Here is a 16,632-nt window from a genome sequence, read left to right on the forward strand (position 1 = left end):
ACGCCGGGCGAGCGCCGTGACTTTGAGCACTGTGGCGTGCCCCGCACGCTCGGCGATTTTCGCGCGACTCCAACGACGACGAACGACCATGCGCGCCACCGTGCTGCTGTTGACGATTCCGCTGGCCAGCGCGCAGGCCGCGCCGATTCCGACCCGCTTCGAAGCCGATCGCGTGTTCGCCACACTGATGAGCGCGAGCGGCGAGGCTCTGCGCCTCTACACCGATACCGGCGGCGGCGCCAACCTCTTGTGCCTCAAGGCCGCGCAACGTCTGCGCCTGAGATTGGAGGTGCTGCCGCCCAATCCCGAACTCGAAGCCGAGCTCGGCAAGGAGCTTCATCGCACCAAGCTGCCGGCGTTCAAAGCCAATGCCGGCATTCCGGCCAACGCGGACGGCGACGACTCGCTCTTGGTGCACGAGTGCAAGGACCACAGCGGCGCCTCCGCCTCGAGCATGGGCGAAGGCTTGCTCAGCAGTCGCTGGTTCGCCGGGCGCATCTGGACCTGGGACTATCCGGCGCGACGCTTCGCGCTCGAAGACGGCGCCTGGAAGGCGCCGGCCGCGGCCCATCCCGCAGCGATCGGCTTCAAGCTCGCCACTGCGGACTCGCCGGCGTTCCACATGCCGCGCATCAGCGCGCGCGTGGACGGCCACGAGATCGATCTTCTGCTGGATACCGGCGCGACCGGCTATCCCACGCGCGTCGCGCTCGCCGCGCAGCCCAAGCCGGAGCCGACCAACGGCGCGCGCGCGACCAGCTTCATCACCACCAGCACCTTGGACGCCTGGCGCGCGGCGCATCCGCGCTGGACCGTGGTCGAGAACGCCGACGATCTGTTCGCACCGCGTTTTCGCGCGCGCGCGATCCGCGTACCGCAAATCGAGATCGCCGGCTGGCAGATCGGGCCGGTGTGGTTCACCGAGCGTCCGGATCGTGCGTTCCGCGAAATGATGTCGAGCATGACCGACCGTCCGATCGAAGGCGCGCTCGGCGGCAACGCGCTGTCGCGCTTCCGCATGACGCTCGACTATCCGCGCGCGACCGCCTATTTCAGCTGCGCGCGCGAGTGCACCTCTACACTGCCACCGGTGCCTTGATCGCCGCGTGCGGCGCGTAGTCGGCGAAGGCGATGTCTTCGTAGCGGAAGTCGAACAGCGAGCGCACGTCGGGGTTCAAGACGAGCTTGGGCAGCGGCCGCGGTTCGCGCGCGAGTTGCTCGCGCGCTTGATCGAAGTGGTTGGAGTACAGGTGTGCATCGCCGAGCGTGTGCACGAAATCGCCCGGCGCCAGGCCGCTCACCTGCGCGACCATCTGCGTCAGCAAGGCGTAGCTCGCGATGTTGAACGGCACGCCGAGGAAGATGTCGCCCGAGCGCTGGTACAGCTGGCAGGAGAGACGTCCGTCGGCGACGTAGAACTGAAACAGGACGTGGCAGGGCTGCAACGCCATTTGCGGCAGGTCGGCGACGTTCCAGGCGCTGACGACCAAGCGGCGCGAATCGGGATTGCGCCGAATTTCGTCCACCACCCAACTGATCTGGTCGATCGTGTGCTCGGGCGGAGAAGCGCTACCGACGGCGGCTTTTTCGCGTGGCGCGCTGGTGCGCGCCCAGCTCCGCCACTGCTTGCCGTAAACCGGACCGAGTTCGCCGTCCGCATCGGCCCATTCGTCCCAGATCGAGACGCCGTTGTCCTTCAGATAACGCACGTTGGTCTCGCCGCGCAGGAACCAGATCAGTTCGTGCACGATCGAGCGAAGATGCAGTTTCTTGGTCGTGACCAGCGGAAACCCCTGCGCCAGGTCGAAGCGCATCTGCCAGCCGAACACGCTGCGCGTGCCGGTGCCGGTGCGGTCGGATTTCTCGGCGCCGTGTTCGAGCACGTGGCGCAGCAGGTCGAGGTATTGGCGCATCAGCGAGTGTCGCGATCTTGGGTGGCGTCCTGGTCGGGCATCGTAACCGAGTACAGCCGCAAGGTCGGCGCCTTGCGCGAGAACCACAACAGCAGCAGGCCCACCAAGATCAGAGGCAGCGACAGGATCTGACCCATCGTGACCCAGCCGAAGGCGAGATAGCCGAGCTGCACGTCCGGAACGCGCACGAACTCGACCGCGAAACGGAACAAGCCGTAGAGCAGCGCGAACAGACCCGACACCGCATAGCGCGGCCGCGGCTTGCGCGAATAGATCCACAGCACCGCGAACAGCACCACACCTTCGAGCGCGAACTCGTACAGCATCGAGGGGTGGCGCGCCTGGTCGTTCAACTGCCCGGCCAAGTACATCTGATACAGCTCGTCCCTGCTCTTGCCCAGCGACTCCAACGCGTTGGGGAAGATCATGCCCCACGGCTTGTGCGTCAGGCCGCCCCACAATTCGCCGTTGATGAAGTTGCCCAAGCGCCCGAGACCGAGGCCGATCGGCACCACCGGCGCGACGAAGTCGACCACGTCGAAGAAATGCAGCTTGTGCTTGCGCGCCCACCACCAGCCGGCGCCCAGCACGCCGAGCAAGCCGCCATGGAACGACATGCCGCCTTCCCACACGCGGAACAGGCTCAACGGATGCGCGACCAACTCGGCCGTGTTGTAGAAGACCATGTAGCCGATGCGCCCGCCGATCACCACGCCGAGCATCAGATAGAACGCGAGATCGGAGAACTCCTCGCTGGTCACCGGCAGACGCCCCGCGGCGCGCCGCCGCTGGCCGAGCCACCACGCTCCGGCGAAGCCGGCGAGGTACATCAGCCCGTACCAGTGCACCGCGAGCGGGCCGAGCGAGAAGGCGATGGGGTTGATGTCGGCGAAATAATGGTTCACGTACCGGAAAACTCATGCAGCGGCATCGGCGAATTGTGCCCGGTTCGGCCGCTGTCGCCCACTGCTACGGCGAATGAATTCGCCCTCGGGCCGATTCCGTGAAACGGCGGACTCCAAATACGAGAATACGCAGACAAAGGCTGCAGCATGCTCGTTCGATCAATGTCTTCGGCGGCACCCAGTGATCTCAGGCGAGCCGAAAGCGCAACGTCATCAGCCCATACAGTAGATGCACTATGATCGGCGGCTGACGTCGGCGGGGGCGTCACCTCTTAGGACTTTGGATATGAATGGCCTTGATTCTACGTGCGCCCTAGGCGCATGTACGTCCTTGCGCAGATGGCGGTCAGGCCGGCTGCGCCAACTCCTACGCCTGATGCTTGCTGTCAGCTTCGGCCTGTTCTGTCTTACGCCGGCCATGGCTACCATAGTCAGCGGCCGAGTGAGTGATCATTTGACCGACACGCCACTCGCCAATATGCATTTGGCCATCTGGCTAGTCCATCCGTTCGGTACCTTGGTGGTCAGTTCGGCCACGACCGATGCCAACGGCAACTATCTATGGGATGGCACCTGCGATACCGGCATCGTGACCTGCGGCATCGGCGTAGACGATCCGCGCTATGTTCGGACAGCGAAGTATTTCAGCACCACAGCCGCCACCTTCGTTGCCGACTTCCCTCTGCTCCGCGCCAGTTCGGTCAGCGGCGCAATCCGCATCGACGGCGCACCTGCCGATCGTTTGGTCGGCGTCAACGTTTCCTACTACGCGGACGGCTACTGGCACTACTCGGTAAGCGCCACAAGACAGGAGGAAAACGGTCGCTACGTGTTCGAGCGGCTCGCTCCCGACTTCATCTATCGATTTTGCGCCGGCGGTCCGGCGGTCGGCGTGATCGAGCAGTGCTACCGCTTGCGTGATCGCACTTCGCTCGCTGGGGAGCCGCCGTCGGACACAATTACTTTAGCCGAAGGGCAAGTACTCGAAAATGTTGATTTCGAGCTGCACTCGGGTGGACGCATCGAAGGCACGTTGCGCGACGGCTATCTCTCCGTATCGCTGGCGAACACGACCATGCGGCTAGTCGTGTACGACGCTTCGGGCAATGAGCTCGCGTCGTTTCCGACGACCTCCGACGACAACGGCCGTTACCGGGCGAGCGGATTGCCAGACGGCTCTTACTACGTCGCCGCCCGCATCGACGGCCCCTTCAAGGACGCAACCCAGCTCTATCCAGGCATTGTTTGCGAAGAAGATCAATGCCCACCGGCAACTGACGGCCAGCGCGTCCAGATTTCCGGCGGGTCGACAGTGAGCGCCGTCGATTTCACCGTGCATCCGCAAGTTGTCTTAAAGGGGCGCGTCACGGATGAGGTTGGCGGGCAAGGGATCGAAGGAGTCGAAATTTGGAGAAACGATCGTAGCGAATTGTCGACGACGACGAACGCAAGCGGAGAGTTCGCCTTTTACACGTATGGCGGCTCGAACTCGTCTCCGTTCAGAGTCATCGCTCACGGTGCACAACCGCACATCGACCAGGTTTATCCCGGTGCCTCTTGCACGCGCTACACCTGCCGTGACCTCGGTCAGCCGCTGCATCCGGAAATCGACGATGTACTGGAGGATATCGACTTCGTGCTTGAACTCGGCGCGGCCATCTCGGGAACGGTCGTCGACGCAACAACGGGCCTGAGGGAATACGCACCCATTTCCCTCTATGACAGTGAGTTCAAGTTGCTCTGGTCAGGCTACCCCGACGAAGAAGGTCGCTATCTGTCGGACGCCTGGTATCCAGGCATCTACTACGTCATGGCAAATGGATACAGCATCGACTGCGTCTTCTATCTGGCGAGACCCTGTCCGTTTTCCGACCAAGGTCCCGGTGCAGTCGCTCCGACTCCGATCACGATCGGCTCCGGCGAGGTTCGCAGCGATATCGATTTTCGCTTGCTTACAGAGGCGGTCTTTCGCAACGGCTTCGGAAGCTGAGCTCAAATCAACCAGGGCGCATCACGCCGGCAGCACGCGACAGACGAACCCCTTCAAATAATCCGTCTCCGCAATCGCCGGATGCACCGGATGATCGGGCGCCTGCTGCAACGCGATCAGCATCTGCGCCTGACGATCGAGATGCCGCGCACCTTGTTGCACCGCTTCGAGCAGGGACGCGCGCGGCATGTGGTGCGAACACGAGCAGGTGATCAAGAGGCCGTCCTTCGCCAGCACCTGCATGCCCAGCTCGTTGATGCGGCGATAAGCCAGCCGTCCTTCGGCGAAATCCTTCTTGCGCTTGATGAAGGCGGGCGGATCCAAGATCACGACGTCGAAGTGCTCGCGCGCTTCGCGCAACGCCTTCAAATGATCGAACGCGTCGGCACGCACGGCGCGCACGCGATCGGCCAGCCCGTTGCGTGCGGCGTTGCGGGTGGTCGCCTCGACCGCGCTGGCGGAGGCGTCGACGCAGACGACTTCGCTGGCACCGGCGGCGGCCGCGCGCAAACCCCAGCCGCCGAGATAGCTGAACACGTCGAGCACGCGCTTGCCGGCGACGAAGCGCGCGAGCAGGTCGCGGTTCTCGCGCTGGTCGTAGAACCAGCCGGTCTTCTGCCCGCCGACCGGATCGATCACGAATTCCAGCCCGCCTTCGCGCGCGATTGTCTCCTCGCCGCCGCTCGCGACCGCATCGCCGTGACCGAGATCGGCGTACTCGGGCAGATGCTCCATCGCGCGGATCGAAGAATCGTTCTTCCACCAAAGTCGGCGCGGCTTGAGCACTTTGACCACGGCGGCGGTGATCTCGTCCTTCAGTCGCTCCATGCCGGCGGTCGCGATCTGCCCGACCACGACGTCGCCGAAGCGGTCGAGCACCAGACCCGGCAGACCGTCCGATTCGCCGTAGACGAGCCGGTAGTACGGCTCGGTATAGAGCCGCTCGCGCAAGGACAAAGCCACATTGATTCGATGCACGATCAAGGAGCGATCGAGCGCGCGGTCGATGCCGCGCGAGACCAGCCGCGCCGCGATCAGAGAATTCGGATTGACGTAGCCGATGCCGATCGGCTTGTCGCGATAGTCGACGATCGCGACGACTTCACCCGGCTCGAACGCCGTCAGCGGCGAACGTGCGACGTCGACTTCGTTCGAATACACCCACAGATGCCCGGCGCGCAGGCGCGCGTCTTCACCGCGCTTGAGATACAGAGCCGGGTATTCGATGGAATCGGACACGATGTTCGCCCGCGGCGGAAAAGGCCGTGCACGGTAGCGCCTCGCCGGCGCAGCGACAACCGCAGCGTGCCGCCGCTCAATGCGGCGAAGAAGACTTCGCGCACGCGGTGGCGCGATAGTCGAGTCCCTTCTTCACCGTTTCGCCGGCGACGCCGCAGAAACGCGGATTGCGCTCGCGCTTGCCGCCTTCGTTGTCGCGCAGAAAGCCGCCGGCGTCGATCGGATCGTCGGCGCCCGGCACCACGACCTCGAAATGCACGTGCTCGAGCATCGCGCAGCCGACAGCCGCCTCGTCGCCGAGGTATTGGCCCGCAGTCACTTCATCGCCGACGTGCAAGCCGGCTTTCTTGGTGACCGAGGCCGCGGCCACGTGCGAATAGTTCGTCCACTCACCGTTCGGATGACGGATCCAGACGTAGTTGTTGTGGCAGTCGGCCGCCGCGCGCCCGCTTTGCTGCTCGCTGTAGCCGTCTTGGATCGCCGCGATGCGTCCGGCTGCAGCCGCGACGACGCGATACGGTGCATGACCGTCGATCGCGAACAGATCGACCCGGCCGAGCGGCCGATGCGTGAGAGCGTCGTCAAATACCTTCACCTTCGTTCCATCCGCATACGGCAAGCGATAGAGGCCGCTGCTCGGCGGCGGCGCCTCGCCGGCGGCAACGGCGAAAGACGAAACGAACAGCAACGGCAGCGCGGCGACGAGCATCTTCATGGAATGTTTCTTGACTCGGGAAGAAGGCTGCGCAGCAGTCTAGCATCGGCCGCAAAACCTCCCGGTTGCGCGGGCGAGTCGCCACGCTCGCTATGCGCTGCGCGAAACGTCGACCGGCACGTGGAAATCGATCACCGCGCCGGCACGCGTCGGCGCAAACTCGCCGTCGTAGTACTCGAAGTCCGGCCCGTCGGCGACACGCAAGCTCGAGGCCGGAATCAGCTCGCACCAGATTTTCGCCATGGCCGCCTTCACCTGCGGATGCAAGGGTCCGCCGTTCAGCACGATGCGGAACACGGCGTAGGTGGCGGCGGGGATGTCCAGCCGTTGGAAGCCTTCCGGCAGCACCGCAGCGTCCGTCACGCCGACGCCGGCCATGTAGTTGAAGCTGCCTTCGTTGCGATCGGCGGTCCAGATGGCGCCATAGGTGGCCCAGCTTTCGCGCTGGCCTTCGAACGGCAGGGCGCCGATCAACCGCGACCAGAGCTGCGGAATCTCGGCCTTGTTGGTGCCATCGAAACGCCGGCTCGGGCCGGCCAGCGTGAACGCCTCGAGTTCGACCAGATCGGGCAAGCGGGAGACGGCAACGGCGACATCGTCGGGCATGTTCATTGGGTATTGTCCTTCCAAGGGAGCTACGGAGAAGCCGTTGCGGAAGCGTCCCGGCGAGACGCCGAACTGGCGCGTAAACGCCCGCGTGAACGCTTCCTGCGATTCGAAGCCGCAGTCGAGCGCGAGCTCGACCAGTTTCAGGTCCGGCTCGTCGATCAGCCGCTGCGCGATCTTCACCAAGCGGCGCCCGCGCAGGTGGGCGATCACGCTGCGTCCCATACGCGCGGTGAACAGGCGCGAGAAGTGGTACGCGGAGAGGCCGGCCTGTTCGGCGATGCGGTCCAAGGTCAGCGGCTGGTCGAGATGGCGCTCGATCCACGCCAATGTGGTCGCGAGGTCGTTCGCTGCGGTTCGATTCGCCGATGGCATGGGCGAACTATGCCCAAGCCGGCGGCATGTCGTCTTGACCGATCTTGCTTCGGTCCGCGCGTCCGCGGCCGACGCCGGGTTTCCGCCGCGGCGGCGTACACTTCGGCGATGCCCAACCGACTCGCCGCCGAAACCAGCCCTTACTTGCGCCAGCACGCCGACAACCCGGTCGACTGGTGGCCTTGGTGCGAGGAAGCGTTCGCTACCGCGCAGCGCGAGAACAAGCCGGTGCTGCTCTCGATCGGCTACGCCGCCTGCCACTGGTGCCACGTGATGGCGCACGAAAGCTTCGAAGACGAGGCGACCGCGCGCGTCATGAACGCGCACTACGTCAACATCAAGCTCGATCGCGAAGAGCGGCCCGACGTCGACAAGGTCTACCAGCTCGCGCACCAGGCGCTGGCGCGACGCGGCGGCGGCTGGCCGCTGACCATGTTCCTGACTCCGGACGACCGCCTGCCGTTCTTCGCCGGCACCTATTTTCCGAACGCGCCGCGTTACGGCATGCCGAGCTTCGCGCAGGTGCTCGAAGGCGTGCGCCGCTGGTACGACGAGAAGCCGGCCGAGCTGCGTGCGCAGAACGAGGCGCTGGCGCGCTTCCTCGCCGACTACGGCGATGGCGAAACCGCCGCCGTCGCGCTCGACGACGCACCGATCGCACAGGCGCTCGAGCGCATCGCGATGGCGTTCGACGCCGACAACGGCGGCCGCCGCGGCGCGCCGAAGTTTCCGCACGCGAGCGAGATCGAATTGCTGCTGCGCCACGCGCGCGCCGACAGCGCGACCACCCCGTCACCGCACGCGATGGCGTACCGGACGCTCGAGCGCATGGCGCTGCGCGGGCTCGACGACCATCTCGGCGGCGGCTTCTTCCGCTACTGCGTCGACGCGCGCTGGGAGATTCCGCACTTCGAGAAGATGCTGTACGACAACGCGCAGCTGCTGCCGCTCTACGCCCGAGCGGCCGTGGTGCTCGACGAACCCGGCTTCGCACGGCCAGCGGAAGCTTGCGCGAGCTGGCTCGCGCGCGAGATGACCGCGCCGGACGGTGGCTACTACAGTTCGCTCGATGCGGATTCGGAAGGCGAGGAAGGCCGCTACTACGTCTGGCAGCGCGACGAAGTCCGCGCGCTGCTCGACCCGAGCGAGTTCGCGATCGTCGAAATGCGCTACGGCCTGGACCAGGCACCGAACTTCGAGGGCGAAGCCTGGCATCTGGTCGTAGCGGCGGATTTCGACGCGATCGGCGCGCGCACCTCGCTCGATCCGGCCGCGGCGCGGCAGCGACTGGGCAGCGCGATCGGAAAACTGCTCGCCGCGCGCGACCGGCGCGTACGCCCGGGGCTCGACGACAAAATTCTCACCGCGTGGAACGCGCTGACGATCGCAGGTCTTGCCCGTGCCGAGCGGACGCATCCCGATCGTCCGCTACCTGCGGAAGCCGAACGCGCGCTGGATTTCCTGCACGCCAATCTTTGGATCGAGGGCCGCCTGTTCGCCTGCCATGCCGGCGGCGTCGCGAAATTTCCGGCTTATCTCGACGATCACGCCTTCCTGCTCGACGCCCTGCTCGCAATGCTGCAGCGGCGCTGGCAGCGACGCGATCTCGACTGGGCGATCGCGCTGGCCGACTCCTTGCTCGAACGCTTCGAGGATCGCGAGCGCGGCGGTTTCTGGTTCACCGCGCACGATGCCGAGCCGCTGCCGCAGCGGCCCAAACCGTGGATGGACGAATCGCTGCCGGCCGGCAACGGCGTCGCCGCGCGCGCCCTGCTCCGGCTCGGCCATCTGCTCGGCGAGACGCGCTACCTGCAAGCGGCCGAACGGACGTTGTGCGCGGGCTGGCCGACCTTGCAGGAAGCGCCGCACGCCTGCTGCACCTTGCTGCTGGCGCTGGACGAATTTCTGCATCCGCCCACACATCTGGTGGTGCGCGCGAACGACGGCGCCGAAGCGCAGCGCTGGCTCGAGGCGTTCGCCGCGAACGCCTCGCTGGGCAGCGACGTGTATCTCATTCCGCCCGAAGCGGCGGCGCTGCCCGGCGTGCTCGCCGCGCAGGTGCATCGCGAAGGCGGTGTCGCCTATCTCTGTCGCGGCCTGCAGTGCGAACCGCCGTTGCGCGAACCGGGCGAACTGTCGCTCGACTGAGTGGCGTCCTCGCGCGCGTTCCTGCGCGAACGCGCTCGGGTTCGAGCAACCGCCGGCGGCGATGAAGTCGCGATGCGCCGAGACCGGCTCGACGCGCGAGTCCGGCTCAGCCCGGTCCGACCGTGAAATTGCGCCAGCTCGCCTGCGCGTCGAAGGTGCGGATGCCAACCGCGCCGGAGCTCGGACAGCCGGCATCGGTCAGCTGCACTCGCGTCTGCTCCCACGAGCGCGTCGATTGCGCGGTCGCGCTGATCGCGCAGGCGCTGGTCGTGCGCAGTGTCACGTGATACCACTGATTCAGCGCGACGCCGCCGGGCATCGGCGCGAAGGCGAGGCCGGTCCAGGCATTGTTCGAACGGCCGAGCACGAGCGCACCGGCGGTGCCGTCGATACCGGCGTAGTAGCCGGTGTAGGCGTCCGGGCCGACCGCCGGCGAGGTCACGCGGCCGATCACGCCGGGGTTGCCGACGCCGCTGCTCAACACGGTCGGGCTGACGTCTGCTGAGACGGTGTAGTTGTCGCCGCTGACGGCGCCGAGCACTTGCTTGGCGCCATCCGATCCGGATGCGGTTTGCGATTGCGTGGCGCTGCCTCCGCTGGTCACCCAAGTGCCGCCGTAGCTGGTCCAGCCGGCGGCGGCGCCGGAGGCCCAGCTGTCGGTGTAGGCCACCGCCGTGCTGGCCGCGGCCGGCACCACGCCGACGTTGCGGAACGAGGCGTTGGTGAGATGGCTGCGCACGCCGACCTGTCCGCTGGCGAAGCAACTCGGATCGGTCGCCGACGCGCTGCTCAGCGTCGTGCTCGCCGCCGACTTCACCGTAGCCGTGATCGCGCAGCCGACGATGCGCGCCTGCAGGTGATACCAAGTGCCGACTGCAACGCCGCCGGACACGGCCGCGAGCGAAAGTCCGCTGTAGCCGTAGTTCTGCTTGCCGATGATCAACTGCCCGCTGCTGCTTTCGATGCCGATGTAGTAACCCTGATGCGAATCGGCGCCGACACCGGGCCGGCTCGCGCGGATCAGCACTCCGGCTTGGCCGGCGCCGTTCAAGCGCACGTCGGCGTCGATGGTGTAGTCGGTCCAGGCGGTCGAGCCGACCAGTGCCTTCGGGCCGGCGCTGGTGCTCGACTGCGTGTAGACGCCGCTCGCCACCGCCCAGCTGCCGCCGTAGGTCGACCAGCCGGTGTCGTCGCCGGAATCGAACGGCGCGTACAGCGGCAACAAGCCGATCGGACCGCGTGCGAAGCGCACTTCGCAGCGCGTGCGGTTGGCGTCCAGATAGCGTGGCGTGACCATCTCGAGTGCGTTGCCGCTCGCGCTCGGCAACAGGCTCGGGCTGTAGTTGGCGCAGGCCAGTTGTCCGGCCGGAAGGCCTTGGTAGTAGCCGGTCGGATCGACCGTCAACGGCGCCGACACTTCCGACCAGTTACCAACGCCGAGATTGGTGTTGATGAACACGACGCGACCCGATTCGGCCACCACCGCGGTGCTGGCGCCGTCGCTGCCGGTGACCACGCGCTGACCGGCCATCACCAAGGTGCCGTTCGCGCCGCCGCCGGAGATCCATGCCAGCCCCGGTGTGTGCAGGAGTTGGCGGCCGTCGGCGGTCGTCACCAAGCTGCCGAGACTGCTGGCGGGTGTCCACACGGCGCCGTCGCTGGATGTTTTCAGATACACGCGACAGGTCTGATCGGCATTGCCGACCGACGCGACGCAATTCTCGAAACCCAGCACATAGCTGCCGTTCGGCAGCTTGCGCACGATCGGCATGCCGGGCCGCGAACTGCCGTCTTGAATGGCGACCGTGTTGGTCGGCGCGCTCCAGCTGGTGCCGCCGTTGCTCGAAGTCACCATCGCCAGCAACTGGTTGTAGCCGGCGCCGACCTGGCGTTCGTCGGAGTAGTGGCAGGCGATCTTGCCGTCGGCGTTGACGATGAACTCCGGCTCCCACAGGCCGGTGCCGACCGTGTTCGGCGCGCCGGACTTGGTCGCGCAGTTGCCGCGCTGGCTCCAGCTGGCGCCGTAGTCGGTGCTGACGAAGGTCTGGATTTCCTGCGCGGTCCAGTCGCCGTCGTGCCAGGCGGTGCCGGCCGCCAGCAAGGTGCCCGCGGCGAGCCCGCCGCTCGCCTGCGGCAGTTCGTACAAGGTGCCGGTGTAGATGCCCCAGTTCACGTGCGGCGTGTAGATCGTGCTGATGGTCGACCAGCTGGCGCCGGCATCGGTGCTGCGCTTGATCGCAAAATGGCTGGCGCTGCCGTCGTTGTTGACGCTGTAGAGCGTCAGCAGCGCGCCGCGCTTGGACGTGTCCGCGCTGTATTGCAGGCGGATCACGCGCGCGTAGTCGGCGTTTTCGGTCGACGACGGCGACGTATTCGGTTGCGCCACCAGGGTGCCGATCGACGCCTGCGCGAGCGGCGCGGCGCACATTGTCAGCGCAGCTGCACCAGCGAGCAGCCACCGGTTACCTCGAGTTCGAACGGACATCGCAAACCTCCCGTTTCGCACCAGCAGATTGTGGATACGCAGCGGCCCTGCCCTGGTGGGTGCCGTCCGTGGCCTTGCTTCAGATTTCGGCAACGGCGTTCGAGAGCGGACGACGAACGCGCGATCCTCGACGCCGGCGCGCAGCGAGCGGCGCTGCGCGCTTCACAACTTGACGCGCACGCCGAGGCCGACCGTGCGATCTTGATAGCGAATGTCACGCGGGCGCGTGTCGCCGTCGCCCCAGTACTGGTGCAGGTTCGCGCCGAGCACATTGGTCGCCGACAACACCACCGTGCCCCAGTCGTTGAAGCTGTAGGAGACCGAGACGTCGACTTGATTGGCCGGCTTGATCTCGTCCTTGACCCCGGCCAAGGTCGGCTGAGTGAAGAAATCGACGTAGCGGCTGCGGTAGTTGTAGGCGATGCGCGCCGACACGCCGTACTTCTCGTAGAACAGCACGACGTTGTAGTTGTCCTTGGACACGTTCACCAGCGGCGAGCTGACCAGCGGACCGCCGATGTACTGCGGCGAGAGGGTCGAACCGTCGATGTAGGTGTAGTTGAGCTGCGCGCCCAAGCCGTTCCAGAAACCGGGCAGGAAATCGAAGGTCTGCTGGTAGGCGACTTCGTAGCCGGCCAGATGTCCGCGGCCGGCGCTCTGCGGCGAGCTGAGGTCGTAATCGTCGCCGCCGATGTTGACGATGGTGACGTAGTTCTGGATGTAGCCGGTCACGTCGCGGTAGAACACGCCGGCCGAGAGCGAACCGACCGGCGAGAAATACCATTCCAGCGTGGCGTCGTAGTTGTCCGATTTGATCGGCTTCAAGTTCGGGTTGCCGCTCGAGGCGAAGCCGCGCCGATTGATCGTCGGCGGATTGAGCGACAGCGAAGGATTGAGCTGGCCGAACTGCGGATAGGAGACCGTCTTCGCCGCGACCAGGCGCGCCTGCAGGGTGTCGGTGAAGTGCAGGATCGCGCTCGCGTTCGGCAGGTAGGTCGGCTTGTCGGTCGACAAGCTCAGCGGCGTGTAGGTGATCGTGTTGTTGTCGTTGTTGGTCAAGGCCGAGAACGCGTTCAGATCGCGCTTGACCTGCTCGGCGCGAATACCGACGAGGCCGTCGATCGGCAGTCCAAACAAGGTCGTGTCGTAGGCGATCTGGATGTAGCCGGCGTAGCGTTTCTCGTCGATGTCGAAGTAGCGGCCCGGATTCTCCGGCAGCAATCCCGGCGGCAGCCCGTAGAACGAACGCAAGGCGTCGGCGTTGCCGGTCAGATAGTCGTAGCAACCCGTCAGCCAGGAATTGGGAATCGCCGGCGTGGTCGGCATCGAGCAGAAGAAACCGTTCGGAAAGCGTCCCGGCACGCGGTTGTCGGGGTTGGGCTCGGCCGTGCTGCCCTGCCCGCCCGGCGGCGGCTTGGAGATTTCGAAGCTGCCGTGCGCCTGCGCCTTGTGGTCGGACAGACGAAAACCGAACTGCAGATTGCGGATCGGCCCGCCGTCGAAGTCGAGCACGCCGTCGCCGCGCCAGGCGTATTCCTGTCCGCGTTCCGTGCGCCAGGTCTGGAACAGGCCGGCCAGGTAGTAGTTGTTCGGATCGAGCTGCGGGTTGCCGGCGAAACCCCAATGCTGCTGGCCGCTCCACACCGTCGTCAGCGGGCCTTTGAGGAAGGTGTCGATGATGAAGGTCTCGTCGTGGAACGAGGACAAGGTCTGCGACACATCGGTCGACAGATGCAGACGACCCGAATCCCACTTCGCGCCGATCGAGTTCTGGATGTCGTGGCCCCACTGCTGATGCGCCTGCGTGCTGGTCGCCGCGTAGTAGTTGCCGGTCCAGCTGCCGCCGGACGCATCGCACACGGTTTGGCCGTAGTAGGGGTCGTTCGGATTCTGGTTCGGATAGCAGTGGTTGGTGACGTTGATCGACGACGGCGCGACGTTACCGGTCGGCAGGCTGAAGAAAAACGGCTGGCTGTAGTGATCGCTGTCCCAGTCGTACAAGCCGCGCACGTACAGTTCGAGTTCGTCGCTGGCGCGCCACTGCAGGGCGTAGTTGAGTTCCGGACGCTTGCGATAGCCGATGTTGTAGTCGGCGCCGAAGGCATTGGGCACCGAGATCAGATTGCCCTCCGGCGTGCGCACCGGCTGACGGATCGGCGGACCGTTGGGGTTCGCCGGATCGGGCACCGGCTGCGTCAGCACGGTCGGAAAATCGTTCCACACCGCGTTGTAGGCGTAGTGCTTGGTGATGATGCCGAGATTGATCAGCGCGCCGACCTCGCCGATGCCGGTGTTCCAGCGATCGCTCAGCAACAGGCTGCCGGTCGGGTCGGTGTGGTCGCCGTATTTGCCGTGAATCTCATCCAGCGTCAGCGCGAACTTGCGGCCGTCGAAATCGAACGGCTGATACAACTCCATGTCGACCAGACCGGCCATGCCGCCGTCGGGCAGGCTCGCGTCGCTGGTCTTGTAGACCTTGATCGCCTTGACCGCGGTCGCCGGCAGATTCTGGAACGCGTAGGCACGGCCGGCGCCGCTGGTGATCTCGTTGCCGTTCAACGTGGTCACCACGTTCGGCAGGCCGCGCACCACCACCGTGCTCGTTTCGCCCTGGAATCCTTGCGCGACCTGCACGCCGGTGATGCGCTGGATCGCATCGGCGACGCTGTTGTCGGGCAGCTTGCCGATGTCTTCGGCGACGATCGAATCGACGATCATCGGCGAGAACTGCTTCAGCGCCTGCGCCGTACCGAGCGCATCGCGCAGCGAACCGGTCACCGTGATGGTGTCCATTTCGGTGGCCGTGCCGGCGGCCGTCTCCGCCGGCTTGCGCGGCGTGTCGTCCGACGTTGCCTGCGCATCTGCGGCCACCGGCGCCGGCGCCGCGGCCGGTGCGGCGCGCGAATCGACGGCGGCATCGGCCGGGGCCGACTGCGCCCACGCCGATGTCGCGAACGCAGCGACGATCGCTGCCGCCAATGCCGATCGTGCGGCCGATCGCGCGAATGCCGAACTGTTGCTCATCTCAAACCCCTCCTCGTGCGGTGCGGCGTCGCTCTGTGGCGACGTCGTTCTATTTGCTGGCGCCGGCGCTGAGCGCGACGGCCGGAACTACGCCTTTGCGCGCGCCGCCGAGCGCACGCAGGATCTCGGCCTCACGCGCGCGGTACGGCGTGCCGTCGGCATGCAGCAGATCGTGGAACCAGACCGTCGGCGGCGCCGCCGTGTACGGGCGCTGCCAGGAATCCCAGGGCAAGGTCGTCTGCGTGCGACCCTCGACGAAGCCCCAGTTGTACATCGCGACGTTCGCGCGCTTGGCGATCGGCAGCACGCCGTCGATCGTCGAGCCGGCGCCGCGCGCCATGTATTCGGTGCACAACAGCGGCCGTCCGTAGCGCTGCAGTTGCGCGATGCGGCCGGCGAATTTTTCCGGCCAGTCGTAGCTGTGGAAGCTGACCACGTCGGATTGATCGAGCTGGATCTTCTCGACCGCGTTCAACTTGGCCGGATCGGACCAGTCCTCGTTGTGCCACAACCCGCTGGTCAGCGGCTGGCTCGGCCGCGCGGCGCGCGCCCAGGCGAACGCCTGCGGCAACAACTCGGACACGCGCGCGAACTTGTCCTTCGGTTGGCGCGCGTCGTAGTTGCCGCCGCCGGGATTGTCCGGTTCGTTCCAGACATCCCAGGCGAGGATGCGCTGGTCGTCGGCGAAGTGGCCGACGACGTCCTTGACGTAGCTTTCCAGGCGCGCGATCTGCGCCGGGTCCGACATCGCATTGCCGGGGCCTTGCACCCAACCGGAATTGTGCACGCCGGGAATCGGCGGATGCTGCGCGCCGAGTTTCGGGTCCGGATCCCAGCACGAATCGAACAGCACCAAGAGCGGCTTGATCTTGTGCTTCGCGGCGATCGTCAGCAGCGTATCGATGCGCTGCCGGAAGCCGGGCGCATCCTGCTGCCAGAGCAAGTCGTGCAGGAAGATGCGCATGCTGTTCATGCCGAGCTGTTCGGCCCAGCCGAATTCGCGCTCGATGCGCGCCGCATCGAAGCTATCGGCCTGCCACATCTCCAGTTGATTGATCGCATCGGCCGGCACGTAGTTGCTGCCGAGCAGCCAAGGCTGGCGCTCGTACCAGGCATTCGCTTGCGCCGCGCTCCAGCGCGCAGCAGGCGCGGTCGGCGGCGCGGCGTGCAGCGCGAACACTGCGAACAACGAACAAAGCGCGACGGCGAGACGGCCGGTGGTCGAGGACATG

Annotated in this window: 11 protein-coding genes; 3 read left to right on the top strand and 8 right to left on the bottom strand. The window is 65.9% G+C overall.

What is annotated here, in order from left to right; all coding sequences use genetic code 11:
* Window positions 1-88: 88 nt before the first annotated feature.
* Window positions 89-1,099 (top strand): hypothetical protein, encoded by a 1,011-nt coding sequence (locus AC3QL3_RS16705; protein ID WP_492895212.1) that lies wholly within the window; start codon window positions 89-91, stop codon window positions 1,097-1,099.
* Here AC3QL3_RS16705 and AC3QL3_RS16710 read toward each other — a convergent pair.
* Window positions 1,077-1,913 (bottom strand): thymidylate synthase, encoded by an 837-nt coding sequence (locus tag AC3QL3_RS16710; protein WP_492895213.1) that lies wholly within the window; start codon window positions 1,911-1,913, stop codon window positions 1,077-1,079. The genes AC3QL3_RS16705 and AC3QL3_RS16710 overlap by 23 nt on opposite strands.
* A complete protein-coding gene (gene lgt / locus AC3QL3_RS16715; RefSeq protein WP_492895214.1) occupies window positions 1,913-2,818 on the bottom strand; it encodes a prolipoprotein diacylglyceryl transferase in 906 nt (301 codons plus the stop codon). Before lgt ends, AC3QL3_RS16710 begins: the two co-directional genes overlap by 1 nt.
* Window positions 2,819-3,272: 454 nt before the next feature.
* Between lgt and AC3QL3_RS16720 the strand changes: the two genes are divergently transcribed.
* Window positions 3,273-4,808 carry an MSCRAMM family protein gene (locus AC3QL3_RS16720; protein WP_492895215.1) on the top strand — a complete coding sequence of 512 codons (1,536 nt, stop codon included), beginning with the start codon at window positions 3,273-3,275 and terminating at the stop codon, window positions 4,806-4,808.
* Between the two features lie 21 nt (window positions 4,809-4,829).
* Here AC3QL3_RS16720 and AC3QL3_RS16725 read toward each other — a convergent pair whose 3' ends face one another.
* The 3 genes from AC3QL3_RS16725 to AC3QL3_RS16735 all read right to left on the bottom strand — a co-directional run bounded on the left by AC3QL3_RS16725 (window position 4,830) and on the right by AC3QL3_RS16735 (window position 7,743).
* On the bottom strand, window positions 4,830-6,047 hold the full coding sequence (locus AC3QL3_RS16725; RefSeq protein WP_492895216.1) for a class I SAM-dependent rRNA methyltransferase: 1,218 nt from the start codon (window positions 6,045-6,047) through the stop codon (window positions 4,830-4,832).
* A gap of 76 nt (window positions 6,048-6,123) precedes the next feature.
* Window positions 6,124-6,762, bottom strand: coding sequence for a M23 family metallopeptidase (locus AC3QL3_RS16730; protein ID WP_492895217.1), 639 nt, complete (start codon window positions 6,760-6,762; stop codon window positions 6,124-6,126).
* A 90-nt stretch (window positions 6,763-6,852) separates the two neighbouring features.
* The gene (locus AC3QL3_RS16735; protein WP_492895218.1) at window positions 6,853-7,743 is read right to left on the bottom strand and encodes a GyrI-like domain-containing protein; all 891 of its coding nucleotides are present in this window, start codon (window positions 7,741-7,743) and stop codon (window positions 6,853-6,855) included.
* 108 nt (window positions 7,744-7,851) lie between these two features.
* Between AC3QL3_RS16735 and AC3QL3_RS16740 the strand changes: the two genes are divergently transcribed.
* Window positions 7,852-9,891, top strand: coding sequence for a thioredoxin domain-containing protein (locus AC3QL3_RS16740; RefSeq protein ID WP_492895219.1), 2,040 nt, complete (start codon window positions 7,852-7,854; stop codon window positions 9,889-9,891).
* Between the two features lie 106 nt (window positions 9,892-9,997).
* Here AC3QL3_RS16740 and AC3QL3_RS16745 read toward each other — a convergent pair whose 3' ends face one another.
* The 3 genes from AC3QL3_RS16745 to AC3QL3_RS16755 form a co-directional block, all read right to left on the bottom strand.
* Window positions 9,998-12,319: a 3-keto-alpha-glucoside-1,2-lyase-like domain-containing protein gene (locus AC3QL3_RS16745; RefSeq protein WP_492895220.1), complete on the bottom strand. Its 2,322-nt coding sequence runs from the start codon at window positions 12,317-12,319 to the stop codon at window positions 9,998-10,000.
* 219 nt (window positions 12,320-12,538) lie between these two features.
* A complete protein-coding gene (locus AC3QL3_RS16750) occupies window positions 12,539-15,400 on the bottom strand; it encodes a TonB-dependent receptor (RefSeq protein ID WP_492895221.1) in 2,862 nt (953 codons plus the stop codon).
* Window positions 15,401-15,449: 49 nt separating this feature from the next.
* Window positions 15,450-16,631: an endo-1,4-beta-xylanase gene (locus AC3QL3_RS16755; protein WP_492895222.1), complete on the bottom strand. Its 1,182-nt coding sequence runs from the start codon at window positions 16,629-16,631 to the stop codon at window positions 15,450-15,452.
* Window position 16,632 lies beyond the last annotated feature (1 nt).

The sequence above is a fragment of the Dokdonella sp. GW821-FHT11D02 genome (assembly GCF_058808595.1).